The following is a 26,396-nucleotide window of genomic DNA, read 5'->3' as shown; positions in this document are numbered from 1 at the left end:
CGCCGCACCATCCTCCCCCATTGGTGTGCAACACGGTGAGGATAGTGGGCGGGTACGACAGCGCGGACCGCTCCGCTCTCTACGGTTCCGTAACGGGTTCCGCCGCCAGGTCGGGGAGGGCGTCCAACGCCTCGGACAGGCGTTCCAACACCCGTACCGTTTCCCCTAGTTCGCGCCCTCCGAGCGCCGCCGAGAGCGAGGCCGCAAGCTCCGCGTGGCCCGGCTCGATCCTGGCCACGGCGGCCCTGCCCGTGGCCGTCGGCCGCAGCAGTTTGGCCCGGCGGTGTGCGGGGTTCGGCACGTACTCCGCGAGGTCCTCGCGCACCAGCAGATCCGCCACGCGCTGCACGCTCTGCCGGGTGATGCCCATCGCGCGGGCGATGCCCGCCACCGGCAGCGGCTCGCGCAGGACGGCGCCGAGCACCTGCCACCAGGCGGCGGTGAGCCCGGCCGGCCTGGCGAGCTCCTCGGAGCGCGCGAGGAACTGGCCGTTGAGACGGAAGACGGTGAGGGCCGCGCGGCTGAGCAGGTCCTGCTGCACGCGCCGCGCTTCGTCGGTCACGTGCTGCACTTCATCGGTCACGTGCTGCACTTCATCGGCCTCGTACTGCGCTTCGTCGGACACGCGCCGCGCTTCGTCGGGCATCCGCCGTTCTCCGCTCACGCGTTGAGCGTCTCGTAGGCCGCCGGGTCCGAGTCGTGGAAGAGCCGGTACCAGGCGTCGAGCTTCTCGCCGTCGAAGACGCCGCCGAGCCGCCCGAAGATCTCCCGGGCGAACGCGACCGGTTCGGTCGGGCCCGCCGTGATCAGGTCGCCGTCGGTGACCGCGTCCTTCTCCACGTACCGCTCGCCGCCCTTGTAGCCGGTCGCCGCCAGGTACATCGCCGCCGCGCTGGTGTGTGTCCGGTCGTCGAGCAGTCCCTCGCGGGCGATGCCCGCGGTGGCCCCGCAGATCGCGCCGACCGGCACCCCGGCGTCGAGGAAGGCGCGGGCGGTGCGCGCGAAGGGCGCGAGGTCGTCGCTGGTGTCCCAGAGGTCGGCGCCCGGCAGGATCAGCAGCGAGCTGTCCTCGGGACGCAGTCCGGCGAGCGCGAGGCCGGGCTGTACGCACAGGCCGCCGAGGGAGGTGACGGGCTCTGCCGTCAGGGCGACCGTGCGGATCTCGTACCCCGCGCGGGCGAGCCACGCGGTGGTGTGGCCGGTCTCCCAGTCGGCGAAGGTGTCGTAGACGGCCAGGTGTACGGGCTTGCGGGACATGGGGTCCTCCGTGAGGTGGATGTCGCTGCGGCTCATGGCGTCGTACGTAAGTATGCTGTCGTAATGGCAGCACGCTGTCAAGATGCGCTGTCAGGATGGATACCGCGCGGTGCGCTTCGTCATCCCGCGCGGTGCGCATCGTTAACGTCCACCAGGGGCGGCCTTAACCCGGCCCTCCCTAGCGTCCTGGGCATGGACAGCACACTGACCCTCAGCGCCCACCTGGCCCTCGATCTGGCCGCCGTCACGCTGCTGACCTTCGGCGTCTTCTATCCACGGCATCGGAGGCGGGAGCTGGTGCCGGCCTATCTCGCGCTGAACGTCGCCCTGTTCGCGGTCGTCGCGGGGCTCGGTACCGTGGGCGGCGACGGCGGCCTCGCGCTCGGCTTCGGGCTCTTCGGGGTGCTCTCCATCGTGCGGCTGCGCTCCGACGCCCTCCAGCACCAGGAGGTCGCGTACTACTTCATCACCCTGGTGCTCGGCCTGCTCTGCGGGCTGCCCGCCCTCGGGCTGCCCGTGGCCGCCGGTCTCGCGGCCGTGCTGCTCCTGGTCATGTACGGCGCCGACCACCCGCGCCTCTTCGCCGCCGACCGGCGGGCCGTCGTCACCCTCGACGCCGTGTACCGCGAGGAGACCGCCCTCCGCGCCGAGCTGGCCCGGCGCCTCGGCGAACCGCTCGGCTGGACCGTGCAGGAGATCGACTACGTACGCGATCTCATGGTGCTGGAGGTCCGGTTCCGCCAGCCGGAACCTTCCACGCGTGCCGGGGAGTTCACAGGGAAGACGTCACGACGCATCACGCACCAGGAACCACGACGACGCACGACCCGGTCCCGCACGCTCGCCCCCAGCCACCCGAAGGAGACCGTGTGAACCCCGCCGTACGCGCCATCGGCCGCGCCGCGCTCGCCGCGCACCCCATCGCGCTCGACGAGGTGAACGCACGGGCGGAGCTGCTGGCCCGCTTCGACAACAGCTATCTGGTGCCCGTCGACGTCTTCGGGGACCTCGCGGCCCTGCTGACCGACCCCCGGCGGCCCTGCGGTCCCTTCCGGGCGCTCAGCATCGGCGGGAAGCGCTGGTTCCGGTACCACTCGACGTACTACGACACCCCGGAGCTCGTCACCTTCCACGACCACCGCCAGGGCCGCCGCCTGCGCTATCGCATCCGGGAGCGGGTGTATCAGGACAGCGGCGAGCGGCAGTTCGAGATCAAGCTCAAGAGCGGCCGAGGCGAGACCGTCAAGCACCGGCAGCGGCTCGAAGGGGACGACCACGTCCTGGACGCGGCCCGCCAGGGGTTCCTCGCCGGGGTCCTGCGCGGTTCGTACGGCGTGGAGGCACCGGAGGGTCTCGTCCCCTCCCTGGTCACCGACTACCAGCGGGCGACCTTCGTGGCCGACGGCCAGCGGATCACGTGCGACGCCGGCCTTGTCGTACGGGACACCGCGACCGGCAGGACCGCAGAGGCCGACTCCGGACTCGTGCTCGTCGAGACGAAGACCAAGGGGCACCTGACCGAGGCCGACCGGATGCTGCACCGGTTCGGGGTGCGCGCCGCCGACTTCACCAAGTACTGCGGGGGGTATGCGGCGGTCCGCCCGGAGCTGGGCGTCAACAAGTGGGCGCGGGCGGTGCGGACGGCCTTTCCGCGCGGGGTGCGGGCGGGAACGCCAGGGTGACCTCGGCCCCGCCGTCCGTGCTCGCCGCCCCGAAGCGGCCGTGCGCCTCCTCGGCCGTGCGGCGGGCGATGTCCAGGCCGAGGCCCGTGGAACCGCCGCCGCTCGTGCCCCGGCCGGGGGAGGCGTGACCGGGGAAGCCGGGGCCCTCGTCGCGGACGGTCAGCACCGCCTCGCCCCCGGGGATGCCGCGCACGGTGACGTGGAAGGCCGTGCCCTGCGGGGTGTGGTCCAGGACGTTGCCGATGAGGGCGTCGATCGCCGCGGCGAGTTCATCGGCGGGGACGGGTACGGCGACCTCGTGCTCCGGGGCCGTGACGCCGGTGTTCCGCCCCTGGTCCTCGGCCAGCGGCCGCCAGAACGCGGCCCGTTCGCGGGCCACCGCCGCCAGGTCCGCGCGCGGCGCCTCGCGCAGGGGGCGCCTGGCCCGGCGGATCACGTCGTCGACGCTGCGTTCCAGGGCGGTGACGTCGGCCGCGATGCGCCGCGCCTCGTCGGTGTCACGGAGCGTCTCGGCGTCCAGGCGCAGGGCGGCCACCGGGGTGCGCAGGCGGTGGGCCAGGTCGGCGGCGTTCTCGCGCTCGGCGGTGAGCAGCTCGTCGATGCGGCCCGCCAGGCGGTTCAGCTCGCCCGCGATCAGGCGCAGCTCGGGCGGCCCCTCCGGGGTGGCGCGGGCGGTCAGGTCCCCGGCGGCCAGCCGGTCGGCCGTGCGGGCCAGGCGCCGGGTCGCACCGACGAGACGGGCCCCGAGCCGGTCGGCGAGCAGCAGCCCGAGGAGTACGAGGCCCACGCCGATGCCGGTGAGGACGAGCCAGGAGGCGAGCGTCCCGGCATGCAACTGCCGCTCGCTGAGCGTCACTTGTACGACCGCCGTGCCGTCCTTCGCGCCCTGCACGGGCACCAGGACCAGGCGCCCGCCGGACTCGGGCTCGTAGGTGAAGGCGCGGCCGGTCCGCGCGAGGCGGACGGGATCGGTGACGGCGGGGTTCTCCGCGTCCTTCGCGTCCTTCGCGTCGCCCGCCTTTGTTGTGTCGCGCGGCCCGATGACCGACCCGTCCGCGAGGACGAGCGAAGTGGCGGGCAGCCCTTGGCCGTTGACGCTCTCCACCGTCTGCTCGGCGGTCTCCCGCTCGTCGGCGGTGGCCAGGGAGGGCCCGATGGCATGGGCGACCCACTGGGCACGGGCGGTCGCCTCGGCCGTGGCGCGGTCGGCGGCGTGGGTCCGCGTCAGCAGGGTGAGCGGAACGAGCAGGGCGGTGAGGACGAGAGCGGTCGTGGCGGCAGTGAGCAGCAGCAGACTGCGGCGCATCAGGGGGCGCCTTGGGTGTTCGGGGGCGTGGGGGTGTTCGGGAGCGTGGGGGTGCCCGGGGGTGCAGGGGTGTCCGGCGGCGCAGGGGTGTCCGGGGGTGTCAGCTTTATGCCCACCGTTCGTACGGTGTGCAGGTAGCGCGGCTGCTGGGCCGTCTCGCCCAGTTTGCGGCGGAGCCACGACAGGTGGACGTCCACCGTCTTGTCGGCGCCGCCCAGCGGCTGCTGCCAGACCTCGGCCAGCAGCTCGCGGCGGGAGACGACCTGGCCCGGCCTCCGGGCGAGATGGGCGAGCAGGTCGAACTCGCGGGGCGTCAGGTCGACGGAGGCACCGTCCAGGGTGACCTCGCGGGAGGCCGTGTCGACGGTCAACGCCCCCACACGCAGCGGCTCCTCGGTCTCGGTCGCGCCGAGGCGGCGCAGCACGGCCTTGACGCGGGCGTCGAGCTGGGCGGCGCCGAACGGCTTGACGATGTAGTCGTCCGCCCCGTCCTCCAGCACCGCGACCATCTCCGGCTCGTCGTCGCGGGCCGTCGCCACGATCACCGGTACGTCGCTGACCGCACGCAGCATCCGCAGCACCTGCGCCCCGTCCACGTCGGGCAGCCCCAGGTCCAGGACGACCAGATCGGGCCTGCTGGTCACCGCCGCGTCGAGCCCCGCCATGCCGCTCGGCGCGGTCGCCACGGCGTGCCCCCTGTCGCGCAGGGCCCGCACCAGCGCGCCGCGCAGTTGGGGGTCGTCCTCGACGACGAGAAGATGTGCCATACAACCACCGTAGTCAGGGGCGAGCCCCGCTCCAAGGGTCCGTACGGTGGCCGTCCTCGGACAGCCGGCTGCCGTCCGAGGACGCCCTACCCGGCCGTCACTGGCGGGAACTGGAGCCCCACGGGCGCAATTACGCAATGAGCGCTAAACCGTATGAACGGCCCGCCGTCACTCTTTATCGACATACGACGGCGCACACTGATCGCGCCGTTCGCACCCGCTGTGACTCCGCCGCAGGGGCTTCTTAACCAGGCGTTAGGAAACGATGCTGCACAGTGGCGTCATGAGGAAGTGGCGGAGCGCCGCGGCGACGGCGGCGTGGGTGGCCGTGGGCACGGCGGCGGGGGCGCTGGGCGCCTGGCAGCTCGCCGGCGCGGACAGCGGGGGCGGCGCCGCGCACAGCAGACCGCTGGACGAGGCCGCGGTGGCCGAGGCGTTGGCGAGGGCGTCGGGTTCGGCCGGGCCCTCCAGCGGCTCCCCCTCGGGCGGTACGAAGGCTCCGCCCTCGCGGCAGCCGTCCGGCACGGCCTCGCACGGGCCGACGGGGGAGCCGCCGCAGTCGTCACCGAAGCCGCCGAAGTCCTCGCCGGAGCCGTCCTCGGAGCCGTCCTCGAAGCCGTCGCCGACCCCGGAGCGGTCGACCGTCCGTTTCACGGGCGGGGCGGCGACCGTGGAGTGCCGTACCGACGGCACGGTCTTCCTCGTCTCCTGGAGCCCGGCCGACGGTTTCCACATCGACGACGACGTGACCCGCGGTCCGTCGGCGGTGGCCCGCCTGGAGGCGGAACCGGCCGACGACGACGAACAGGACGACCTGCCGTACGAGATCCGCTGCACGGCGGAGGGCCCGCGGGCCCGGCTGGTCACGGACACGGAATCGGACACGGACACGGACGACGACTGAGCCCCGCCCCCGCCCGGGCGAACGGCACGACCCCCGGCGCAGGGCGGGCCCCCGGTGACCCGTACGACACTGTGTCGGGTTCCGGTTGGTCCGGCAGACAGGACGCCCATGTCGTGTCCACTCCGCGGACATTTACCCTCGGCCTCATGACCCCTCAGCCGAATCCCCAGGTCGGCGCCGCCGTGAAGGCCGCGGACCGCGCACATGTCTTCCACTCCTGGTCCGCACAGGAGCTCATCGACCCGCCGGCCATCGCCGGCGCCAAGGGCTCCCACTTCTGGGACTACGACGGCAACCGCTACCTCGACTTCACCAGCGGCCTCGTCTACACCAACATCGGGTACCAGCACCCGAAGGTCGTCGCCGCGATACAGCAGCAGGCCGCGACGATGACGACCTTCGCGCCCGCCTACGCCGTCGAGGCCCGCTCGGAGGCCGCACGCCTCATCGCCGAGCGGACCCCCGGCGACCTGGACAAGATCTTCTTCACCAACGGGGGCGCCGACGCCGTCGAGCACGCCGTCCGCATGGCCCGGCTGCACACGGGCCGGCCCAAGGTCCTCTCCGCTTACCGCTCGTACCACGGGGGCACCGAGCAGGCCATCAACCTCACCGGCGACCCGCGCCGCTGGGCCTCCGACAGCGGCTCGGCGGGCGTGGTCCGCTTCTGGGCGCCGTTCCTGTACCGCTCCCGTTTCTACGCGCAGAACGAGCAGCAGGAGTGCGAGCGGGCCCTGCGCCACCTGGAGGACACGATCGCCTTCGAGGGCCCGCAGACGGTGGCGGCGATCATCCTCGAAACCATCCCCGGCACCGCGGGCATCATGGTCCCGCCGCCCGGCTACCTCGCCGGAGTCCGCGAGATCTGCGACCGCCACGGGATCGTCTTCATCCTGGACGAGGTCATGGCGGGCTTCGGGCGGACCGGCGAGTGGTTCGCCGTGGACCACTTCGAGGGTGTCGTGCCGGACCTGATGACCTTCGCGAAGGGCGTCAACTCCGGTTACGTGCCGCTGGGCGGCGTCGCGATCTCCGCGGCCGTGGCGGAGACCTTCGCGCGGCGGCCCTACCCGGGCGGTCTGACGTACTCGGGGCACCCGCTGGCGTGCGGGGCGGCGGTCGCCACGATCCGGGTGATGGAGGAGGAGGGCGTCGTCGAGCAGGCGGCCCGGCTCGGCGCGGAGGTCATCGGCCCCGGCCTCGCGGAGCTGGCCGAGCGGCACCCGAGCGTGGGCGAGGTGCGGGGCGTGGGCATGTTCTGGGCGCTCGACCTGGTCAAGAACAGGGAGACCCGGGAGCCGCTGGTCCCCTACAACGCCACGGGCGAGGCGAACGCCCCCATGGCGGCGTTCGGAGCGGCCGCGAAGCGGCGCGGCCTGTGGCCCTTCATCAACATGAACCGCACGCATGTGGTCCCCCCGTGCAACATCACGGAGGCGGAGGCGAAGGAGGGCCTGTCGGCCCTGGACGAGGCCCTGACGGAGGCGGACGCCCACGTGGCGTGAGCCACAGGGGCGTGAGCCACAGGGGGGCGAGCCACAGGGGGGCGAGCCCCTACGTCCCCGCTCACCCGCCGAGTATCGGGCGGGCGAGCGGGTGAGCGGGTGAGCGGGTGAGCGGGAAAGCATCGCCGCGGAGCGGCGGGCCGGGAAAACCACAAACCGCCCAGGGGCGAGCCACCGCGTAGGCTGACGTGCCCGAAAGCTTTCGCAGCACGATCAGATACGACCACGCGAGGACCACTGGCCGGGCCCCAGGCCAGGCCACGCCAGGGGGAGGCCCAACCCATGCCCGGAAGCGACGGCCCCGCCGTCATCCGCAGCACGCTGCGCCAGCAGATCGCCGACGCCCTCCGCGACGAGGTGCTCGGCGGCCGCCTGGAGCCGGGCCAGGAGTTCACGGTCAAGGAGATCGCGGAGCAGTACGGCGTCTCCGCGACCCCCGTCCGCGAGGCCCTGGTGCACCTCACGGCGCAGGGCCTCCTGGACGCCGACCAGCACCGCGGCTACCGCGTCCACGAGCACACCCTCGCCGACTACCGCGCCATGCTGGAGGCCCGCGGCCTCATCGCGGACGGCGTCTTCCGCGTCCTCGCGGAGAACGGCCCGCCCCGCGAGGACATGGGCGACGCCCTGATCTCCGTACGCCGCCGCGGCGAAGAGGCGTCCCGCGCGGCCTGCGCGGGCGACCTGAACGTCCTGATCGGCTACGACCTCCGCTTCTGGCGCGAGCTGAGCGCCCTCTTCGGCAACCCCTACCTCTCCGAGTTCCTGCACCGCACGCGCGTGAAGTCCTGGGTCTGCGCGGTCACGCACCTGCGCCGCTGGAGCGAGAGCGAGGGCGGTGACCTGCGCGGCGTCCTCTGGTCGAGGCACACCGAACTCGTCGACGCCCTGGCCCGCCAGGACCCGTGCGGCGCCCACGAGATCGTGGTGGAGTACAACGTCCACTCCCTCGCCCTCATCGAGCGGCTGGCCACTGCATGAGCGTCGACCTGACGGTCGTGGTCCCCGCGTACAACGAGGAACAGCGGCTCGCCCCCACCCTGGACGCGATCCGGGACCACCTGGAGCAGACGTACCGCGGCGAGTGGGAGCTGATCGTCGTCGACGACGGCTCCACCGACCGCACCGCGGAGATCGCCGCGGAGGCGTCCGCCGCCGACCCCCGGGTCCAGCTCCTGAGCAGCGACCGCAACCGCGGCAAGGGGCACGCCCTGCGCGAGGGCGTCCTCGCCTCGTACGGCCGCCGCGTCCTGGTCACCGACGCCGACCTCGCCGCGCCCATAGAGGAGCTCGACCACCTCGACAAGGCGCTGGCCGACGGCCACACGGCCGCGATCGGCTCCCGCGCCCGCCCCGGCGCGAGCATCGGCGCCCACCAGCACCGCCTGCGCGAGCTCCTCGGCCGGACCGGCAACTTCCTCATACGTTCGGTCGCCGTGCCCGGCATCCGCGACACCCAGTGCGGGTTCAAGCTCTTCGACGGCGACCGCGCCCGCGAGGCGTTCGCCGCGTCCCGGCTGCGCGGCTGGGGCATCGACGTCGAGATACTGGCGTACTTCCGCCGGGCCGGCTGGCCCGTCGCCGAGGTACCGGTGCGCTGGTCCCACCAGGAGGGCTCGAAGGTCCGCCCGCTGGACTACGTACGGGTCCTCGCCGAGCTGACCGCGCTCAAGGCCCGCGCGGTCCGCGGCGCGGACGTCGGCGCCGCCCTGCTCTTCCTGGTCCTGGCGGTCATCCTCTACGCGGAGCGCTGGGTGGCGCCCGCCCACCGCTACATCCCGGACGCGCTCCAGGACCAGAACCAGTGGGAGTGGTTCTTCGCGGTGACGGCCGACAACGTCCGCCACCTGAACAACCCCCTCTTCACGACCCTCCAGAACTTCCCCGACGGCGTGAACCTCATGGCCAACACGGTCATGCTCGGCCTCTCCGTCCCCCTGGCCCCCCTGACCTGGCTCCTCGGCCCGGCGGTCGCCCTGAACGTGGCGATGACGGGCGGCCTGGCAGCCACCGCGTTCGCCTGGTACCGGCTCATCGTGAAGCGGCTCGTCGCGCACCGGGGCGCCGCCGCCGTCGGCGCGCTCCTCGCCGCCTTCGCGCCCCCGATGGTCAGCCACGGAAACGCCCACCCGAACTTCATCGTCCTGTTCATGATCCCGCCGATCATCGACAGGGCGCTGCGGCTCTGCGAGGGCACCCGTGTCGTACGGGACGGAGTCGTACTCGGCCTCTTCACGGCGTACCAGATCTTCCTGGGCGAGGAGCCGCTGCTGCTCGCCGTGCTGGGCATGCTGCTCTTCGCCGCCGCGTACGCGGTCGCCCACCGTGACGTGGCACGGACCGCCTGGCGCCCGCTCGCCCGCGGCCTCGGCATCGCCCTCGCGGTCGCGGTCCCGCTGGTCGCCTTCCCCCTGTACTGGCAGTTCTTCGGGCCGCAGAGCTACAAGAGCGTGCTGCACGGCGACAACGCGGGCAACAGCCCGCTGGCGTTCATCTCCTTCGCCGAGCGCTCCCTCGCGGGCAGTGAGCAGAGCGTCGACGGACTGGCCATGAACCCCACCGAGCACAACGCCTTCTACGGCTGGCCGCTGCTCCTGCTGGCCTTCGCGATCGTCGTACGGCTCTGGGACCGCGCGGTGGTCAAGGCGCTGGCGTTCACGGTGGCGGGCGCGGCGCTCCTGTCACTGGGGCAGAAGTTCCGCATTCCGCTGACGGACATCGTGCTGCCGGGGCCCTGGGCGGTGCTCGCCGACCGCCCGCTCTTCGAGTCCGTCATCGAGTCGCGCGTGGCGATGGTGTGCGCGCCCGCGCTCGGCATGCTCCTCGCGCTGGCCCTCGCCCGCCTGCCCGGGACCTCGCGCCCCCGCGCGTTCGCGGGCGGGGCCGCCGTGGCCCTCGCGCTGCTGCCGATCGTGCCCGCGCCGCTCGACGCCGTGGACCGGATCGACGTACCGCCGTTCATCGCGGACGGCACCTGGCGGAAGTACCTGGGCGAGGGCGAGACACTCGTACCGATCCCGGTGCCCAACCCCGGCGACGCCGAGGGCCTGCACTGGCAGACCACCGCGGACCTGGGCTTCCGTCTCCCCGGCGGCTACTTCAACGGCCCCTGGGGCCCGGACCGCGTCGGCATCTACGGTCCCTCGCCCCGCAACACCTCCAACCTCCTGCGCGACGTGGCCGACAAGGGCCGCATCGCGCAGATCACCCCCGCCTGGCGTGCGGCGGCCCGCGAGGACCTGCGGTTCTGGAAGGCGGGCGTCCTCGTGCTGCCCCCGCAGCGGCACGACGGCCAACTGCGCACCACGGTGGAGAGGCTCGTCGGCAGCCGGGCGCAGTGGGTCGACGGCGCCTGGGTATGGGATCTGCACAAGGGGGGAAGTAGCTAGGTCCTGGCGGGTCCTGGCGGGTCCTGACGGTCCTGGCGGGTCCTGTCATCAAGGGTCTGAGGAGCTCGTGGCCCGACTACGCTGCCTGCACACGCACGTACACGCACACGCACGTACACGCACACGCACGCACGCGAGGCACCGCACGGCATCACACCGCACCGCACGGCATCGCACCGCACGGCACCGCCCGTCCACTGTTCCGCCCCGCACCGACCCGATCCGAGGAGATCTACTTGGCCTGCGACCTGTGGCTGGTCCCGCTCGTCGACGTGTTGTGCCACAGCCCCGACAACCCCTTCGCGGAAGAGCTCGCCGTCTACGACAAGGCGCTGCACGAGGCCGGTCACCCGTCCGTCCCCGTCTTCTCGTACATGCCGGGCCTCTCCGGCGACGTGGCGCCGGTCGCCGGCTTCGACTACGACGCGCTGCATTTCCTGCGCCGCGCGTACCTGCTCCAGATCTGCGGCCTGGAGGTCACGCCGGTGGACGCGCTGGGCGGTGACTACGAACAGCTCCTGGAGATGTTCGACGCCACGGCCCAGCAGTCGCACCTGGTCTGGCACTACGACCACGCGGGCGCGTACGTCCCCGTGGACTTCCCGGTCCCGCTCTCCAACGACGAGCTCCTGGCGGGCGGCGGCCCGCTCGGCTCCTCCCAGGCACTCCTGCGCGAGCTGGAGTTCGTGGCCCCGTCCATCGGCATAGATCCCGCGAACCCGCCGCTGGCCCCGCGGCCCCCCGCGGGCCCGACGTCCCTGGAAGAACCGGCGGCCCCGCTGCCCCCGGACGAGAACCCCTTCGCCCGGGAACGCCACGTCTGGCTCGGCCTGCACGCGGCGACGACCCGGAGCCTGGCGCAGGGCTCAATGATCATCTACAGCTGAACAGCGGATACGGCTGAACAGCGGATACAGCTCAACAGCGGGGTGCCCGCGTCACCCGTCACTCGCTACTCGTCACCTGGGCTCCGGCGGCCGCTGCCGGGGCATGTTCGGCCGGGCCCCCGGCGGCAGCGGAATCCGGCCCGGCGAGGCGGGCGCCTCCCGGGCGGGCCCGGGGACCGTGGCCTGCATGACCAGCGGCACGGGCCCCGCCCGGAACTCCACCATCCAGTCCGACGTCTCCGTCCGGACGAGCTCGGTCACGTCCTCGGAGAATTTCCGCAGGACCAGCAGGCACCGCTCGGCGGCCTCTCCAGCGGTCCCCTCCGTGGGCCCGAGCACCTCACGGACACTCTCCGCCGCCCAGTCGAACTGAAGGGCCTGCAACCGCCGCTGCACGGCCTGCGCGGTCGCGACGTCCCGCATCCACCCTGACGTGAGCCCGAAGAACCGGTCACACCCCACGCAGGCCGCCCCGCCCAGGAGCGACACGAACCCCCAGGTGGCCACCCCGGCCACGGCCCCGGCCAGGTCGAGCAGCGGAAGCACCCCCGCGCTCACCGCGCCGAGCGCCGCCCCGCCCCGCAGCAGCCGGGCCCCCCGCCGCTTCCACCCCCGGTCGGTGAGGTACCACTCGGCGGTGTCGAGGGCCCCCCGCTCCACCCACCGGTACAGCTCGTCGAGCCGCGCGGCGGGCTCGCCCCAGTCGCCGAGGGGGAACGCCCGGCCGGTCAGATCCCCGATGCGCCGAGCACCGGCCCCCGCGCCCGTGCCAGGCTCCTGCCCGCCCTGCCCTTCGGGGGGCACCCCCTCGGGATGCATCTCCGGCTGGCTCACCCGGCACTCCTCTACGAGATCCCTGACTGTTCGCCGCGGCGGCGTAACGATCGGCGCTGCGGCACAGGTCGCTGCGGAGCCTCAGTACTACCGCCCAATGGGTGGCCCTCAGCACGCCTTCCCGGCTTTTCCGCTCGGATGGGCGCCTTGATCAGGTATAGGAAGACGCCTCGTCTCACTCGAAAGAGTGCTGGGGCGTGGCCTCCTCTGACCACGTAGGCTCGTTCCAAGCGGGTACCCCGCTTGTCGGCAGACGTTGATCGAACCGTGAGAACCCAGGAGCTGATCGTGATCCCCGGTGGTGGCCAGCCCAACATGCAGCAGCTGCTCCAGCAGGCCCAGAAGATGCAGCAGGACCTCGCGACCGCGCAGGAGGAGCTCGGCCGCACGGAGGTCGAGGGCCAGGCGGGCGGCGGCCTCGTCAAGGCGACGGTCACCGGCTCCGGCGAGCTGCGCGGCCTGGTGATCGACCCCAAGGCGGTCGACCCGGAGGACACCGAGACGCTGGCCGACCTCGTGGTCGCGGCGGTCCAGGCGGCCAACGAGAACGCGCAGGCGCTCCAGCAGGAGAAGCTGGGCCCGCTCGCGCAGGGCCTGGGCGGCGGCGGTATCCCGGGCCTTCCCTTCTAAGAACCCACCCGGCCAACTACCGTACGTATCAGGCAGCACCCAGCGGTACCCAGCAGTATCCCCAGAGAGGCGTTCCGTTGTACGAAGGCGTGGTCCAGGACCTCATCGACGAGTTGGGCAGGCTGCCCGGCGTCGGTCCCAAGAGCGCGCAGCGGATCGCCTTTCACATCCTCCAGACGGAGCCCACGGACGTCCGGCGGCTCGCGCACGCCCTCCTTGAGGTGAAGGACAAGGTCCGCTTCTGCGCGACCTGTGGGAACGTCGCGCAGGAGGAGCTCTGCAACATCTGCCGCGACCCGCGCCGCGACCTCTCCGTCATCTGTGTGGTGGAGGAGCCGAAGGACGTCGTGGCGATCGAGCGTACGCGCGAGTTCCGGGGGAAGTACCACGTCCTGGGCGGCGCGATCAGCCCGATCGAAGGGGTCGGCCCGGACGACCTGCGCATACGAGAACTCCTCGCGCGCCTGGCGGACGGCACGGTCACGGAGCTGATCCTGGCCACGGACCCGAACCTGGAAGGCGAGGCGACAGCGACGTACCTCGCTCGGATGATCAAGCCCATGGGCCTGAAGGTCACCCGCCTGGCCAGCGGCCTCCCTGTCGGGGGAGATCTGGAATACGCGGACGAGGTCACCCTCGGCCGCGCTTTCGAGGGGAGACGACTCCTAGATGTCTGACGCCACGCTGAACACAGTGACCGACAGCCCGGACGACTTCGCGGTGCAGATCTCCGACCAGGTCGCGAGCTTCATCGTCTCGGTCAGGGAGGTCGCGAAGGCCGACGAGCCGGAATCGGCCGTCCCCTTCCTCCTCCTGGAAGTCTCCCAGCTCCTCCTGGCCGGCGGCCGCCTGGGCGCGCACGAGGACATCGTCCCCGACGAGCGGTACGAGCCGGACATCGGCCCGGAGCAGGACGTCGACGACCTCCGCCAGCGCCTGGCGGCGCTCCTGGACCCGATCGACGTCTACTCCGAGGTCTTCGACCCGTACGAGCCCCGCAAGGCCCCGGTCCCGTGCCGCATCTCGGACGACCTGGCGGACGTCGTCGCCGACCTCGCCCACGGCCTGGCCCACTACCGCGCGGGCCGCACCACCGAGGCCCTGTGGTGGTGGCAGTTCTCCTACTTCTCCAACTGGGGCTCCACCGCCTCGGGCGCCCTGCGGGCCCTCCAGTCCCTGGTGGCCCACGTCCGCCTGAACCAGCCCCTGGAAGACCTGGACGGCCTGGACACGGACGAGGACCTCGCGGAGGAGACCCTCGAAGAGGCGGCGGGCAAGGTCATGGCCGAGGAGATCGCGGGCCCCCTGGGCCTCAGAACGGTGCAGTAGCCTTCGCGTTTTCGCAGGTCGGCCCGGAGCTTGAGCCTGCTGCCGCTCACCGGGCAGGCGGCCAAGGCGGCTGCCGCGCTCTGCCAGGACAACGGGCGGGCCCGGGGCGCAGCCCAGGCTCGGGTGCCCCGGGCCTCCGGCCGGATGCTGTGACGCGGCCCACTTTCCGGAGTGCGGTGCTCCGAAGCGGGCATGAGCCCAGCCGGGCGGCCGGGACGTACGTTCCGATCAGCGGGACGTATGCCGGGCCGATCAGGGAGTGGGCGGGACATCTCACCCTCTGATATGGGCCAGGCGAATTTCGGCCGCTCGTTAGACTGAGCCGACCGCACAACGGATTGAGCGAGGAGCGCACGTGGGCCTTGTCGTGCAGAAGTACGGAGGCTCCTCCGTAGCCGATGCCGAGGGCATCAAGCGGGTCGCCAAGAGGATCGTCGACGCCAAGAAGAACGGCCATCAGGTCGTTGTCGTGGTGTCGGCGATGGGCGACACGACGGATGAGTTGATCGATCTTGCCGGGCAGGTATCCCCGATCCCTGCCGGGCGCGAATTCGACATGCTGCTGACCGCCGGGGAGCGGATCTCCATGGCGCTGCTCGCCATGGCGATCAAAAACCTGGGCCACGAGGCCCAGTCGTTCACCGGTAGCCAGGCCGGCGTCATCACCGACTCCGTCCACAACAAGGCGCGGATCATCGATGTCACCCCCGGGCGCATCAGGACCTCGATCGACGAGGGCAACATCGCCATCGTCGCCGGGTTCCAGGGCGTCAGCCAGGAGGGAAAGAACATCACCACCCTCGGACGTGGTGGTTCGGACACGACGGCCGTCGCCCTCGCCGCCGCCCTCGACGCCGAGGTCTGCGAGATCTACACGGACGTGGACGGTGTCTTCACCGCCGACCCGCGTGTGGTCAAGAAGGCCCGGAAGATCGAACGGATCTCGTTCGAGGACATGCTGGAGCTCGCGAGCTCCGGGTCCAAGGTGCTGCTCCACCGCTGCGTGGAGTACGCCCGTCGCTACAACATCCCGATCCACGTGCGCTCGTCCTTCAGCGGACTGCGGGGCACCTGGGTCAGCAACGAATCGCAAGGGGACCTCACGGTGGAGCAGGCCATCATCTCCGGTGTCGCGCACGACACCTCCGAGGCCAAGGTCACGGTCGTCGGCGTGCCCGACAAGCCGGGCGAGGCCGCCTCGATCTTCCGCGCCATCGCGGACGCCGAGGTCAACATCGACATGGTCGTGCAGAACGTGTCGGCCGCCTCGACGGGCCTGACCGACATCTCCTTCACCCTCCCCAAGGCCGAGGGCCGCAAGGCCATCGACGCCCTGGAGAAGACGCGGTCGGCCGTCGGCTTCGACTCGCTGCGCTACGACGACCAGATCGCCAAGATCTCGCTCGTCGGCGCCGGCATGAAGACCAACCCCGGCGTCACGGCGACCTTCTTCGAGGCGCTCAGCGACTCGGGCGTGAACATCGAGCTCATCTCGACCTCCGAGATCCGCATCTCGGTCGTCACCCGCGCCGATGACGTGAACGAAGCCGTGCGCGCCGTGCACACCGCCTTCGGTCTCGACTCCGACACGGACGAGGCCGTGGTCTATGGAGGCACCGGCCGATGAGCCGTAAGCCGACGCTCGCGGTCGTCGGAGCGACCGGGGCCGTCGGCACGGTCATGCTCCAGATCCTGTCGCAGCACGCCGACATCTGGGGCGAGATCAGACTCGTCGCCTCACCGCGCTCGGCCGGCCGCAAGCTGACCGTGCGCGGTGAGGAGGTCGAGGTCCACGCCCTGGCGGAGGAGGTCTTCGACGGGGTCGACGTCGCCATGTTCGACGTACCCGACGAGGTGGCCGCCCAGTGGGCGCCGGTCGCCGCGTCCAAGGGCGTGGTCGTGGTCGACAACTCCGCGGCCTTCCGGATGGACCCGGACGTGCCGCTCGTGGTGCCCGAGGTCAACCCGCACGCCGCGCGCGTGCGGCCGCGCGGCATCGTCGCCAACCCCAACTGCACGACGCTCTCGATGATCGTGGCCGTCGGCGCGCTGCACGCCGAGTTCGGGCTGCGCGAGCTGGTCGTCTCCTCGTACCAGGCCGTGAGCGGGGCCGGACGCGACGGCGTGGAGACCCTGCGCCGGCAGATCGAGCTGGTCGCGGGCAGTGAGCTCGGGACCAGCCCCGGAGACGTGCGCAGAGCCGTCGGTGACGACACCGGCCCCTTCCCCGAGCCCGTGGCGCTGAACGTCGTGCCGTGGGCCGGGTCGCTGAGGGACGACGGCTGGTCGTCGGAGGAGATGAAGGTACGGGACGAGTCGCGGAAGATCCTCGGGCTGCCCGGGCTCCGCGTCGCCGCCACCTGCGTACGCGTTCCCGTCGTCACCACGCACTCCCTGACCGTCCACGCCCGCTTCGAGGACGAGGTCACCGTCGACCGCGCGCGCGAGATCCTCGCCACCGCGCCGGGCGTCGTCCTGTTCGACAACCCTGCCGCGGGGGAGTTCCCCACCCCCGCCGATGTGGTCGGGACCGATCCGACGTGGGTGGGCCGGGTGCGGCGCTCCCTGGACGACCCGACCGCCCTCGAACTCTTCGTGTGCGGGGACAACCTGCGCAAGGGCGCGGCACTGAACACCGCCCAGATCGCGGAGCTGGTGGCCAAGGAGTTCACGGCCCCCACCGGCCGGTAGCGACCCAGCGCGAAAGCGTTTGTGGGATCTGTGTAAGTTCTGTGTCCAACTTCGCGTCGCGGCGCCTTGAACTGGACCATCCCGGCGTTCGAAGATTCGCATGCGATCAATGCAACCGGCAGGGGGCGGGGGGCGTCTTTAGCGATCGCCTTCTAGGTGTGTCGTGAACGCCGCAGAAAAATGGGGCATAGGGGAAGAGCTGGTACGCATGGGGGCATTTGATGCATCGTCACGAGCGATGCCCGCGCGACTCGCCGCAAACGCGATGCCGGATGCGTACAACCCTGACTGGGGGAAGCGTGTCCAACAAGCGTGGCAGAGGTACTCGACTTCACAGCGGTACAGGCGAGAGGCGCGGCGGCGCTGCGTCCCCCTCGTCGTACCCGCGCGGCCGCCGGCGGCATGCCGGTGATCGCGCCCATGCCCGCTGCGCGGCCCGCCCGCATCCCGGCGCAGCGCGAGGGCGATGACTTGCGCGTGACCGCGGGCACCACCGTCGACCACCTCACCGAGACCTACCGCGCCCACTACAGGTCGCTGCTCGGCCTCGCCGCGCTGCTCCTGGACGACACGGCGTCCTGCGAGGACGTGGTGCAGGAGGCGTTCATCAGGGTCCACTCCGCGCGCAAGCGGGTGCGGGACCCCGAGAAGACGCTCGCCTATCTGCGGCAGACCGTCGTGAACCTCTCGCGGTCCGCGCTGCGGCGGCGCATCCTCGGGCTGAAGCTGCTCTCCAAGCCGATGCCCGACATGGCGAGCGCCGAGGAGGGCGCGTACGACCAACTGGAGCGCGACGAGCTGATCAAGGCGATGCGGGGCCTTCAGCGGCGCCAGCGCGAGGTCCTCGTGCTGCGTTACTTCGCCGACATGACCGAGGCGCAGGTCGCCGAGACCCTGGGCATATCGCTCGGCTCGGTGAAGGCGTACGGATCGCGTGGCATCGCGGCCCTGAGGGTCGCCATGGAGGCGCCGGCATGAGTGAGCGCGAGCGGGACGAGCAGGGCGGATCTGAGCGGCATGGCAGGAACGGCAACGTGAATCACGGCCCCGAAGAGACATCCGACGGGATCGCCTCCGGGGGTGCGCCCGGAACCGAGGGCGGGTCCGAAGCCGAAGGCGGGTCCGAAGCCGAGGCTGACTCCGGCGGCGCGGCCAGCTCCGGCGCGGCGGCCTCGGGGGAGGGCGACGGCTCCGCCGACCGGGTCCAGTCCCTGGAGAAGCACCTCGCCTCACGCGGCGCCGGCTCGGGCCCCACCACCGTTGCTCCCGCCTCGGACGGGGCGTTCGGCTCCGACGAGCTCGCCCTGCGGCGGATGATGCGGCAGGCCGTCGAGGAGATCGAGCCGAGCGAGCGCTCCCTCGATCACCTGCGGCAGGCCGTCCCGGCCCGCAGGGCCCGCAAGCGCCAGGCCGTCGTCGGCCTCGCCGCCGCCGCGCTCTTCATCGGCACCGCCGTCCCCGCGCTGCTGCACGTCACCAACTCCCGGGACGAGGCGGACGACCGGCCCGCGATCGCGGGCAGCAGCCAGGAGTCGCAGGGCGGCTCCGGCAAGAGCAAGAGCACCGAAGGCACCGCGAAGGGCTCGGGCAAACAGCCCGACAAGTCCAAGGGCAAGGAAAAGAAGGACAAGAAGGGCAAGAAGGAGAGCAAGGAGAAGGGCGGCTCGGGCAGCGGCGGCACCGGTTCGCCCGACCCCGCCACCTCCGAGGCCGCCACCTCGCCCGCCTGCTCGGCCGCCCAGCTCGGCGCCAGCGGTGTCGCGGGCACGGGGGACGGCAAGAGCGCGGTGTACGGCAGCTTCCGGGTCTCCAACACCTCCGACAGCAGCTGCACGGTCGAGTCCGCGGGTGCGGTCGGCGTGACGGCTCAGGGCGCGGCCGACCCCGCGCGGATCTCCGTCGTCGACCACACGGCGGGCGACGCGGCGAGCGACCTGCCGGACCCGTCCACGGAGGCGAGCCCGATCGTGCTGCGGCCCGGCGCCGCGTACGAGGTGCGGTTCGCCTGGGTGCCGTCGGACACGTGCCCCACCGACGGCGGCGGCGAGCCCACGCCGAACCCGACGCCCTCCGAGGACGGAGACGGCACCAGCACCGGCAGCCCGGAGGGCGGCACGCCCGACGGTACGGAGCCTCAGCTGGTCCGCACGGACGGCGGCGTGAAGGACGGCAGCGTCGTGGTCTCCCTGACCGCGGAGGCGGGCGCGCCCTCGGCGGGGGCGACGGTGCCCAACGCGTGCGCGGGAACGGTGTACCGCACGGGAATCCTCCCCGCGTCCTGAGCCCCGCGGCCCCCTCGCTAGGGGGCTTCTGTGGCCAGACCGAGGCGGGCGTCGCGGGCGAACTCCGTCTCGCGCCGGAACAGCCGGAACCACATGAAGACGACGAAGCCCGCGAAGACGAACCATTCGCCGGTGTAGCCGAGGTTCTGGAAGGCCTTCAGGTCCAGGCCGGTGTCGTTCGGGGCGGTCGCGGGGACCGACTTCATCCCGGAGTCCGCCTCGGCGAGGGTGACCCACGCGTCGTACACGTCGTCGCGTACGAGGTTGACCAGCGAGGCCGAGCTGATCGCGCCGAGCTGTCCGCGGGGGAGGCCGCCGGCCGCGCTGACGCCGTTCGAACCGGGGCTCTCGGAAGCCTGTAGGGCGCCCCGCACGGTGACCTCGCCCTTGGGCGCGGCGGGGGCCTTGGCGGTGCTCGCGTCGCCGGGGAGCCAGCCGCGGACCACCGGGAGTGACCTACCGCTGTCCGTGCGGAGCAGGGTGAGGACGTAGAAACCGGTCTTGTCGTTCAACTCCCGGTCGGGGACGAGGAGTTGCTGGCCATACCGGCCGGTGGCCGTGGTCTGCTCGCCCGAGGTGTTCTTGTCGACGGGCAGCAGCGAGTCGAGGGGGCGGGCCTTGGCCTCGGTGCCCGGTTCGGCCCGTGCCGCGGCCTGCCGCTCCGCGGACTCATGATCCTGTACGCGGTCCTCGAAGCGGCCGAGCTGCCAGGAGCCCATGAAGATGCAGAAGGGGATGGCCAGCACGACGAAGACGTTGATCCCCCACCAGCGGGGCGTCAGCAGAAACCGGTACACACCCCCACGGTACGGGGCCCTGCGGGCGGCCCGGCGGTGGGGGTGGCCCGCCGGACTCAGGCCGCCCGCGGGGGGAGATGGCGGGAGGCGAAGGCCAGCTCCAGGGAGACCTGCTTGATGCGTTCGTCCACGACCAGTGACCCGTGGCCCGCGTCATAGCGGTAGACCTCGTGGACCGCGCCCCGCGCGGCGAGACGGTCGACGTAGTTGTCGATCTGGCGGATCGGGCAGCGCGGGTCGTTGACGCCCGCCGAGATGTAGACCGGGGCCTTGACCTGGTCCACGTACGTCAGCGGGGACGAGGCCGCGAAGCGCTCGGGGACCTCCTCAGGGGTGCCGCCGAGGAGCGTGCGGTCCATGGCTTTCAGGGCCTCCATCTCGTCGTGGTACGCCGTCACGTAGTCCGCGACGGGCACGGCCGCCAGGCCCACCGCCCAGGCGCCGGGCTGGGTGCCGAGGCCGAGCAGGGTGAGATAGCCGCCCCAGGAGCCGCCCGCGAGGACCAGGCGGTCCGGGTCGGCGAGACCGGAGCCGACCGCCCACTCCCGGACGGCCGCGATGTCCTCCAGCTCGATGAGGCCCACGCGGTGCTTGAGGGCGTCCGTCCACTCCCGGCCATACCCCGTCGAGCCGCGGTAGTTCACCCGCACCACCGCGAACCCGTGGTCGACCCAGGCCGCCGGGCCCGCCGCGAACGAGTCGCTGTCGTGCCAGGTGGGCCCGCCGTGCACCTCGAAGACGGTCGGCAGGGGGCCCGTGGCGCCCGCGGGCCGCTGGACGAGGGCGTGGATGAGGCCGCCGGGCCCCTCCACCCACGCGTCCTCCACGGGGACGGACTTCGGGGCCTTCATGCCGGGCGGGTCGAGGACGACACCGCCGGAGGTCGAGCGCACGACCGGCGGCTCGGCCGCCGAGGACCACATGTACTCCACGGTGCCGTCGGGCCGGGCCGTCGCGCCCGTGACCGAGCCCGCGGGCGTGTCGATACGCACCAGCTCCCGCGAGGCGAGGTCGTAGCGGAACAGCTCGCCGCGGGCCTCGAAGCCGTGCGCGACCAGCAGCGCCGAGCCGTCGGGATACCACTCGGCGCTCACGTCACCCGGCAGACCGAGCGCGAGGTCGCTCTCCTCGCCCGAGGCGACGTCCCAGAGCATCGGCTCCCAGCGGCCGCGCCGCTGGTGCCCGACGAGGAGCCGCGTGTCACCGTCGACCGGCGCGAAGCCGAGGACCTCCAGGCCCAGCTCGACCGAGCCGCCGTCGGTGTCGTCGAGCTCGGCGACGGTGGAGCCGTCCAGCGTGATCACGCGCAGCGCGGAGTGCATCGCGTCGCCGTGCTCCGTGTGCTCGACGGCGATCAGGGTGCCGTCGTGGGAGAGGTCGCCCACGCCCGCCGACTCCCGGTGCCGGTACACCTCGACCGGGCCCGCGTCCGGGGCGCCGGGGCGCACGACGTGGATCGTCGAGCCCTCCTCGTCCGTGGAGCGGCCTATGACCACCGTCCCGCCGTCCCTGCCGAGGGCGAGGCCCGCGGGATACGAGGCGTCGAGGCCGGGGACCGCGGGCTCGTCGGGGCCGCCGGCGAAGGGCTGGCGCAGCCAGACGCCGAACTCGTCGCCATCCTTGTCGTTGAACCACCAGATCCACTCGCCGTCGGGCGTGAGGACGCCGTCCGTCGTACCATTCGGCCGGTCCGTCACCTGGCGCTGGGTGCCGGTCTCCCTGTCCCATGCGTACAGCTCATACGTCCCCGTCGCGTTCGACACGAACAGGGAGCGGTGCGGGGCGTCCTCCGCCCAGTCCGGCAGCGACACCCGTGGTGCTCTGAACCGCTTCTCCCAGTCCGGCATGGCTTGCGTCCCCGTGGCCTTCTCGGCACCCGTCTCGCTCATGCCCCCATACTGCCTGCCACCGCCCACAATCCGCTGGCGAGGGTCCCCAGCCTGTGGATAACTTTCCGGCATGTACTCCCCGACGCCCGAGGACTGGCGCGACACCAACAGGAAGCGCTGGGACGAGCGCGTTCCCATCCACCTGGCAGGCGACTTCTACGAGCTCGACGCCTTCCGGGCGGGCAAGGACCCCCTGCGCGACTTCGAGCTCGTCGAGGTCGGCGACGTACGCGGGAAGTCGCTGCTGCACCTCCAGTGCCACATCGGCCTCGACACGCTCTCCTGGGCGCGGCACGGGGCGGCGCGCGTCGTCGGCCTCGACTTCTCCGAGCCGGCCGTGGAGGCGGCCCGCGACCTCGCCGCCGAGCTGGGGCTGACCGCGGAGCAGGCCGCCTTCGTCGCCGCCGACGTGTACGACGCGGCGCAGGCGGTGCCCGACTCCTCGTACGACATCGTGTACACCGGCGTCGGAGCGCTCGGCTGGCTGCCGGACGTCGGGCGCTGGGCGGAGACGGCGGCCTCGCTGGTCGCGCCCGGCGGTTTCCTCTACCTCGCGGAGTTCCATCCGCTCACCGACATCCTCGATGACGCCACGGGCACGCGCGTGGAGCACGACTACTTCGCGCGCGAGGCCTGGGTGGAGGAGCGGCCCGACGGATACGCGGACGCCGGCACGCCGACCGTCCACAACCGCAGCGTCGAGTGGCAGCACCCGATCGGCGACGTGGTCTCCGCGCTCGCCGCCGCCGGTCTGCGCGTCGACTTCCTGCGCGAGCGCGACACGACCCTCTTCGCGCGCTTCGGCACGCTCGAACGGCGCGAGGGCGCCTACCGCTTCCCCGTGGACCGCCCGCGCATCCCGCTCATGTACACCCTGAAGGCGACCAAGGGCTGAGAGCCGGGCTCTGGGGTTCGGACCGTCACGGCAGGGGTGACGGCGGTCGCAGCCACCCCTCGCGGCCGGGGTCGAACTCGCCCAGCTTCACCCAGTCCCAGGCCTGCAGCACCTCACGCCCCAGGTCGTCGCCCCGTTTGATGACGGTGACGACGACGTCGGCGGTGTGCCGGGTCATGAGCAGCGTCCGCAGCCGCGTCGCGATGCCCGACCTGCGCTGGGCGGGACCCACCATCAGCTCGCCCAGGAGGAAGACCCGCCCCGACGCGGTCTGCTCCTGGATCTCGGCGGGCAGGATGCCGCGGAAGCCCTCCCACCATTCACCGGTGCGGGCCGCCCGGTAGCCGTAGAGGCAGCCGACCAGGCCCCCGGCCTCGGCGACGACCATGTCGAAGTCGGGCTGCTGCACGTCGTGCTCGAAGCGCCGCAGGAAGCCCGGGCGGTCGTGTTGCTCGGCCTCGGCCACCCTCCGATAGGCCTCCACATGGAGGTCGGCCACGGCCTCGCGCTGCTGCTCGGCCTGCCAGCGGCTCAGCCGCCGCAGAAACACCTCAGCCAATGTGTGCCTCCCGCCCCGCCCCGCTGAGGGCGTCTCCCCCCGCACCTGGACTCCGCATGGTGACAGGACGGAAGGACGAGGAGTAGAGGGCGGCGCGTTCCCGCCCCGGGACGTGGTGGGCGAAAACCACCCTTTCGCCCCAATGGCACCGTTTCGATTCTCGTCTGGACAGGAACGAAGACGGAGACCTCCAACGGAGGCGCCCCCCACTCTCGGCGAGGAACTATGGCTGACCGCACACGACCCTGGCAGCGGCTGGGTGCCATTCCGACGAGCAGACAACCCCCGGAGTGCCGCACCGACCCCATCTACGACGCGTTGCTCAGGAGCTGGTTCGCGCAGGGGCGGACCGTTCCCGGCCGGCCCGATCCCGAGTGGAGAAGGCTGGTCGAGCGCGACCCCTGGAACCGGAACTCGCGTATCGAGTAGACGGCTACCGGGTGAATACCACCCTTGTGGCGGAGTGGCTTCCGAGTTTCGCCGTCGTTTTCCTGATGCTGACACCTGTGGCGAGCTATTCAGTAGCGAGACCGCAGCAATCATCAGTTCCGGCTGAGAACACCAACAGTGGAGGTCCATCATGCGACGTCGCAAAGAATTCGCCGTGCTGTCCCTGTCGGCTGCTGCCCTCCTGATGGCGGGAGCGGGTAGCGCCCACGCGGACGACGAGCCCAAGTTCGAGAACAACACCCAGATTCTGTCCTGTCTGACCCTCGAAGTCCTGGACATCCCGATCGCTTCTTCGGCCAACAATAATATTGACTGCTCGGAGAACCGGTCCGAAGAAACCCACGACTACATGACGCACGTGGCACGTCAGAATTACTGACCCCGAATGGAGCAAAACCTTTCGGGAAGCCACTTCGTTCAACTGATTGGTGGCGCCGGAGGTCCGAACCGCCATTCCGGTGACTGAATGGTACAGCCGGTGGCGCCGGTGTTAGTACTGGGTGAAGACGTGTGATAGCCCAGTGGTAGGGACTTTCCGCTCCGACAAGGTGCGGAAAGACGATCAAAAGCACACGCCTCATAGGAGAAATCGTGAAGCTCAGCAAGGCCCTCATCATCACCGCCGCTGCGATGGCCATTGTCGGCGCCGGTGCCGGAGCCTCCCAGGCCGCAGACGACGACACCTCGAAGTTCGACAACGGCACCCAGATCCTCAGCTGCGACACGATCGAGGTCATCGACATCCCGATCCTGTCGGGCGCCAACAACAGCATCGACTGCTCCGAGAACTCGGAGGAGGAGGAGAAGACCAAGATCGTGCACATCGACGAGGACGACAACAGCTCCAAGGCTGCCGTCATCGTCCCCCGGAATGAGCACCACCGCTGATCCTCGTCTCCTGCCTGCCACCGCGCATGGTTGGGTGAACTGAGCCCGCGGCATTCCCTGGTGCGTTCCGCGGCACGGGCTCACTGAACAAGCTCTGTGCCGGGTCTCCCGCACCGCAGTGCCCGAACGGGCCGTCCGCTTTCAAGCGGGCGGCCCGTTCTCGTGTATCCGGTTCTCGCGCGTTCCGTTCCCGTGCGTTCCGTGTGGCATTCGGGTGAACTTTCATGGTCGGTCGACGTCCTGGTTTCCTCTCCTCTTCCTCACTCGTTGGGCAGGCGCGGGCGCCCCGGTGTCCGTCGACAAGTGCGCGAATGACTGAGAGAAAGTTCAATAGATGCGACAGGCCCTCAGTAAAGGCATGCTTTCCGCCGCGGCCGTGACGAGCATTCTGTCCCTGTCCGGCGCCTCCGCGTTCGCCGACTCCGAGGCGAAAGGAAAGGCACAGGACTCGCCCGGCGCCCTCGCGGGCAATACCGCGCAGGCGCCGATGGACGTACCGGTGAACGTCTGCGGGAACACCACCAACGTCGCCGCGGCGCTCAACCCCGCCTTCGGCAACAAGTGCATCAACGGGTCGGACCACCGTGAGTCCCACCCGCACCACGAGCAGCCTCCGCACCACGGCGGGCACCACCAGACGAAGCCCGAGTCGGAGCCGGAGCACGAGTCGGAGCCGCATGCGCGGCCTCCGCAGGACCGGCACGAAGACCCCCGTGGACACGAGGAACCCCGTGGGCACGACGAACCCCGTGGACACGAGGAGGGGGCGTCGAACACCAGCGAGGCCGTCGTCGTGGGCCACGCGTCCGACTCCCCGGGTGCCGGGTCCGGCAACACCGCGCAGACCCCGGTCGACGCCCCGGTCCAGGCCTGCGGCAACCACCTGGGCCTTGGCTCCCTGCTCTCGTCCATCTTCGGCAACGGCTGCGACGCCCCGGCGTCCGAGCCGGGCGAGAAGCACGAGGAGAAGGCGCCGCACGACCCCGCGCCGCACGGGCCCGGCGACGGGCACCGGGTCGAGCCCGCCCCCGTCCCGCTCGTCGTGCCGCCGTCGTCCACGCCCGCGCACAAGTCGCCGGCGCCGAAGCACGAGCCGCAGACCACGCGCGCCGACGACTCGGTCGACACGCGGGCGAAGCTGGCCGAGACGGGCGCGGACGAGGCGCTCTACGGCGCCTCGGCCGCGAGCGCCGCGCTGCTACTCAGTGGAGTGATCCTCTACCGGCGCCGCACCGCGTCGTCCCGCGGCTAGGCCGGCACGGGGCTCAGTCGCTCGCGCTGGAAGCCCGGCTTCCGTGGACCATCGCGAACACGGGAGCCGGGCCGGGTGCCGTCTCCGCGTCACCTGAGCCGAGATTAGGGGCGGGCACGGGCACGCGCGTGTGGCACGCCTGGCCGCGCCCGGCGTGCCACCCGATCCGATCAGCGCGGCGCACCCGGCCGCGCTCAGCAGGG

28 protein-coding genes are annotated in these 26,396 nt (G+C 71.6%); 19 read left to right on the top strand and 9 right to left on the bottom strand.

Features of this window, described 5'->3' with window-relative positions; genetic code table 11:
• Nucleotides 1-79: 79 nt before the first annotated feature.
• Both ACRAKF_RS18895 and ACRAKF_RS18890 read right to left on the bottom strand, forming a co-directional pair.
• The gene (locus ACRAKF_RS18895) at nucleotides 80-664 is read right to left on the bottom strand and encodes a MarR family winged helix-turn-helix transcriptional regulator (RefSeq protein WP_447038335.1); all 585 of its coding nucleotides are present in this window, start codon (nucleotides 662-664) and stop codon (nucleotides 80-82) included.
• The gene (locus ACRAKF_RS18890; protein ID WP_447042058.1) at nucleotides 661-1,257 is read right to left on the bottom strand and encodes a DJ-1/PfpI family protein; all 597 of its coding nucleotides are present in this window, start codon (nucleotides 1,255-1,257) and stop codon (nucleotides 661-663) included. The genes ACRAKF_RS18895 and ACRAKF_RS18890 overlap by 4 nt, the downstream gene beginning before the upstream one ends.
• 192 nt (nucleotides 1,258-1,449) lie before the next feature.
• Between ACRAKF_RS18890 and ACRAKF_RS18885 the strand changes: the two genes are divergently transcribed.
• Together ACRAKF_RS18885 and ACRAKF_RS18880 are read left to right on the top strand one after the other, a co-directional pair.
• Nucleotides 1,450-2,130 (top strand): DUF4956 domain-containing protein, encoded by a 681-nt coding sequence (locus tag ACRAKF_RS18885; protein WP_447038334.1) that lies wholly within the window; start codon nucleotides 1,450-1,452, stop codon nucleotides 2,128-2,130.
• Nucleotides 2,127-2,939: a VTC domain-containing protein gene (locus ACRAKF_RS18880; RefSeq protein WP_447038333.1), complete on the top strand. Its 813-nt coding sequence runs from the start codon at nucleotides 2,127-2,129 to the stop codon at nucleotides 2,937-2,939. Before ACRAKF_RS18885 ends, ACRAKF_RS18880 begins: the two co-directional genes overlap by 4 nt.
• On the opposite strand, the gene ACRAKF_RS18875 is transcribed toward ACRAKF_RS18880, so the two are convergent.
• From ACRAKF_RS18875 to ACRAKF_RS18865, 3 genes are all read right to left on the bottom strand, one after another.
• On the bottom strand, nucleotides 2,872-4,245 hold the full coding sequence (locus ACRAKF_RS18875; protein WP_447038332.1) for a sensor histidine kinase: 1,374 nt from the start codon (nucleotides 4,243-4,245) through the stop codon (nucleotides 2,872-2,874). The two genes, ACRAKF_RS18880 and ACRAKF_RS18875, sit on opposite strands and share 68 nt — an antisense overlap.
• The gene (locus ACRAKF_RS18870; RefSeq protein ID WP_447038331.1) at nucleotides 4,245-5,012 is read right to left on the bottom strand and encodes a response regulator transcription factor; all 768 of its coding nucleotides are present in this window, start codon (nucleotides 5,010-5,012) and stop codon (nucleotides 4,245-4,247) included. Before ACRAKF_RS18870 ends, ACRAKF_RS18875 begins: the two co-directional genes overlap by 1 nt.
• Before the next feature lie 255 nt (nucleotides 5,013-5,267).
• On the bottom strand, nucleotides 5,268-5,666 hold the full coding sequence (locus tag ACRAKF_RS18865; protein WP_447038330.1) for a hypothetical protein: 399 nt from the start codon (nucleotides 5,664-5,666) through the stop codon (nucleotides 5,268-5,270).
• Nucleotides 5,667-5,682: 16 nt separating this feature from the next.
• On the opposite strand from ACRAKF_RS18865, the gene ACRAKF_RS18860 reads away from it, so the two are divergent.
• The 5 genes from ACRAKF_RS18860 (at nucleotide 5,683) to ACRAKF_RS18840 (ending at nucleotide 11,697) form a co-directional block, all read left to right on the top strand.
• Nucleotides 5,683-5,916 carry a hypothetical protein gene (locus tag ACRAKF_RS18860; protein ID WP_447038329.1) on the top strand — a complete coding sequence of 78 codons (234 nt, stop codon included), beginning with the start codon at nucleotides 5,683-5,685 and terminating at the stop codon, nucleotides 5,914-5,916.
• A gap of 146 nt (nucleotides 5,917-6,062) precedes the next feature.
• Nucleotides 6,063-7,421 (top strand): aminotransferase class III-fold pyridoxal phosphate-dependent enzyme, encoded by a 1,359-nt coding sequence (locus ACRAKF_RS18855; protein WP_447038328.1) that lies wholly within the window; start codon nucleotides 6,063-6,065, stop codon nucleotides 7,419-7,421.
• A 282-nt stretch (nucleotides 7,422-7,703) separates the two neighbouring features.
• The gene (locus ACRAKF_RS18850; RefSeq protein ID WP_447038327.1) at nucleotides 7,704-8,402 is read left to right on the top strand and encodes a GntR family transcriptional regulator; all 699 of its coding nucleotides are present in this window, start codon (nucleotides 7,704-7,706) and stop codon (nucleotides 8,400-8,402) included.
• A complete protein-coding gene (locus ACRAKF_RS18845) occupies nucleotides 8,399-10,810 on the top strand; it encodes a dolichyl-phosphate beta-glucosyltransferase (RefSeq protein WP_447038326.1) in 2,412 nt (803 codons plus the stop codon). The genes ACRAKF_RS18850 and ACRAKF_RS18845 overlap by 4 nt, the downstream gene beginning before the upstream one ends.
• A 236-nt stretch (nucleotides 10,811-11,046) precedes the next feature.
• Nucleotides 11,047-11,697 (top strand): hypothetical protein, encoded by a 651-nt coding sequence (locus ACRAKF_RS18840; protein WP_447038325.1) that lies wholly within the window; start codon nucleotides 11,047-11,049, stop codon nucleotides 11,695-11,697.
• Nucleotides 11,698-11,769: 72 nt separating this feature from the next.
• Here the strand turns inward: ACRAKF_RS18840 and ACRAKF_RS18835 are convergent, their stop codons facing one another.
• The gene (locus ACRAKF_RS18835; RefSeq protein WP_447038324.1) at nucleotides 11,770-12,531 is read right to left on the bottom strand and encodes an SLATT domain-containing protein; all 762 of its coding nucleotides are present in this window, start codon (nucleotides 12,529-12,531) and stop codon (nucleotides 11,770-11,772) included.
• Between the two features lie 288 nt (nucleotides 12,532-12,819).
• On the opposite strand from ACRAKF_RS18835, the gene ACRAKF_RS18830 reads away from it, so the two are divergent.
• The 8 genes from ACRAKF_RS18830 to ACRAKF_RS18795 all read left to right on the top strand — a co-directional run bounded on the left by ACRAKF_RS18830 (nucleotide 12,820) and on the right by ACRAKF_RS18795 (nucleotide 19,463).
• Nucleotides 12,820-13,161, top strand: a complete 342-nt coding sequence (locus ACRAKF_RS18830; RefSeq protein ID WP_076685220.1) for a YbaB/EbfC family nucleoid-associated protein — start codon at nucleotides 12,820-12,822, stop codon at nucleotides 13,159-13,161.
• 77 nt (nucleotides 13,162-13,238) lie between these two features.
• Nucleotides 13,239-13,838 carry a recombination mediator RecR gene (gene recR / locus ACRAKF_RS18825; RefSeq protein ID WP_125514107.1) on the top strand — a complete coding sequence of 200 codons (600 nt, stop codon included), beginning with the start codon at nucleotides 13,239-13,241 and terminating at the stop codon, nucleotides 13,836-13,838.
• A complete protein-coding gene (locus ACRAKF_RS18820) occupies nucleotides 13,831-14,490 on the top strand; it encodes a DUF5063 domain-containing protein (protein ID WP_447038323.1) in 660 nt (219 codons plus the stop codon). Before recR ends, ACRAKF_RS18820 begins: the two co-directional genes overlap by 8 nt.
• Nucleotides 14,491-14,520: 30 nt before the next feature.
• Nucleotides 14,521-14,643: a hypothetical protein gene (locus ACRAKF_RS18815; RefSeq protein WP_447038322.1), complete on the top strand. Its 123-nt coding sequence runs from the start codon at nucleotides 14,521-14,523 to the stop codon at nucleotides 14,641-14,643.
• Nucleotides 14,644-14,845: 202 nt separating this feature from the next.
• Entirely contained in the window at nucleotides 14,846-16,117 is a 1,272-nt protein-coding gene (locus ACRAKF_RS18810; RefSeq protein ID WP_447038321.1) for an aspartate kinase, read from the top strand.
• Nucleotides 16,114-17,181, top strand: a complete 1,068-nt coding sequence (locus ACRAKF_RS18805) for an aspartate-semialdehyde dehydrogenase (RefSeq protein WP_447038320.1) — start codon at nucleotides 16,114-16,116, stop codon at nucleotides 17,179-17,181. Before ACRAKF_RS18810 ends, ACRAKF_RS18805 begins: the two co-directional genes overlap by 4 nt.
• A gap of 312 nt (nucleotides 17,182-17,493) precedes the next feature.
• Nucleotides 17,494-18,159, top strand: a complete 666-nt coding sequence (locus ACRAKF_RS18800; RefSeq protein ID WP_447038319.1) for a SigE family RNA polymerase sigma factor — start codon at nucleotides 17,494-17,496, stop codon at nucleotides 18,157-18,159.
• Nucleotides 18,156-19,463: a hypothetical protein gene (locus tag ACRAKF_RS18795; protein ID WP_447038318.1), complete on the top strand. Its 1,308-nt coding sequence runs from the start codon at nucleotides 18,156-18,158 to the stop codon at nucleotides 19,461-19,463. Before ACRAKF_RS18800 ends, ACRAKF_RS18795 begins: the two co-directional genes overlap by 4 nt.
• A 17-nt stretch (nucleotides 19,464-19,480) precedes the next feature.
• On the opposite strand, the gene ACRAKF_RS18790 is transcribed toward ACRAKF_RS18795, so the two are convergent.
• Together ACRAKF_RS18790 and ACRAKF_RS18785 are read right to left on the bottom strand one after the other, a co-directional pair.
• Nucleotides 19,481-20,260, bottom strand: coding sequence for an SURF1 family protein (locus ACRAKF_RS18790; protein ID WP_447038317.1), 780 nt, complete (start codon nucleotides 20,258-20,260; stop codon nucleotides 19,481-19,483).
• Nucleotides 20,261-20,316: 56 nt separating this feature from the next.
• Complete coding sequence (locus tag ACRAKF_RS18785; protein ID WP_447038316.1) at nucleotides 20,317-22,149, bottom strand: prolyl oligopeptidase family serine peptidase; 1,833 nt, start codon at nucleotides 22,147-22,149, stop codon at nucleotides 20,317-20,319.
• A 70-nt stretch (nucleotides 22,150-22,219) separates the two neighbouring features.
• Between ACRAKF_RS18785 and ACRAKF_RS18780 the strand changes: the two genes are divergently transcribed.
• Complete coding sequence (locus ACRAKF_RS18780) at nucleotides 22,220-23,044, top strand: class I SAM-dependent methyltransferase (RefSeq protein ID WP_447038315.1); 825 nt, start codon at nucleotides 22,220-22,222, stop codon at nucleotides 23,042-23,044.
• Between the two features lie 25 nt (nucleotides 23,045-23,069).
• On the opposite strand, the gene ACRAKF_RS18775 is transcribed toward ACRAKF_RS18780, so the two are convergent.
• Nucleotides 23,070-23,603 carry a GNAT family N-acetyltransferase gene (locus ACRAKF_RS18775; protein WP_447038314.1) on the bottom strand — a complete coding sequence of 178 codons (534 nt, stop codon included), beginning with the start codon at nucleotides 23,601-23,603 and terminating at the stop codon, nucleotides 23,070-23,072.
• A gap of 580 nt (nucleotides 23,604-24,183) precedes the next feature.
• Here ACRAKF_RS18775 and ACRAKF_RS18770 point away from each other — a divergent pair.
• The 3 genes from ACRAKF_RS18770 to ACRAKF_RS18760 all read left to right on the top strand — a co-directional run bounded on the left by ACRAKF_RS18770 (nucleotide 24,184) and on the right by ACRAKF_RS18760 (nucleotide 26,193).
• The gene (locus ACRAKF_RS18770; RefSeq protein WP_447038313.1) at nucleotides 24,184-24,432 is read left to right on the top strand and encodes a hypothetical protein; all 249 of its coding nucleotides are present in this window, start codon (nucleotides 24,184-24,186) and stop codon (nucleotides 24,430-24,432) included.
• A 212-nt stretch (nucleotides 24,433-24,644) separates the two neighbouring features.
• Complete coding sequence (locus ACRAKF_RS18765) at nucleotides 24,645-24,941, top strand: hypothetical protein (RefSeq protein WP_447038312.1); 297 nt, start codon at nucleotides 24,645-24,647, stop codon at nucleotides 24,939-24,941.
• A 376-nt stretch (nucleotides 24,942-25,317) separates the two neighbouring features.
• The gene (locus ACRAKF_RS18760) at nucleotides 25,318-26,193 is read left to right on the top strand and encodes a chaplin (RefSeq protein WP_447038311.1); all 876 of its coding nucleotides are present in this window, start codon (nucleotides 25,318-25,320) and stop codon (nucleotides 26,191-26,193) included.
• Nucleotides 26,194-26,396: the final 203 nt, after the last annotated feature.

The organism is Streptomyces sp. DSM 118878, assembly GCF_052936595.1.
This window is presented reverse-complemented; position numbering and strand designations above follow the sequence as displayed.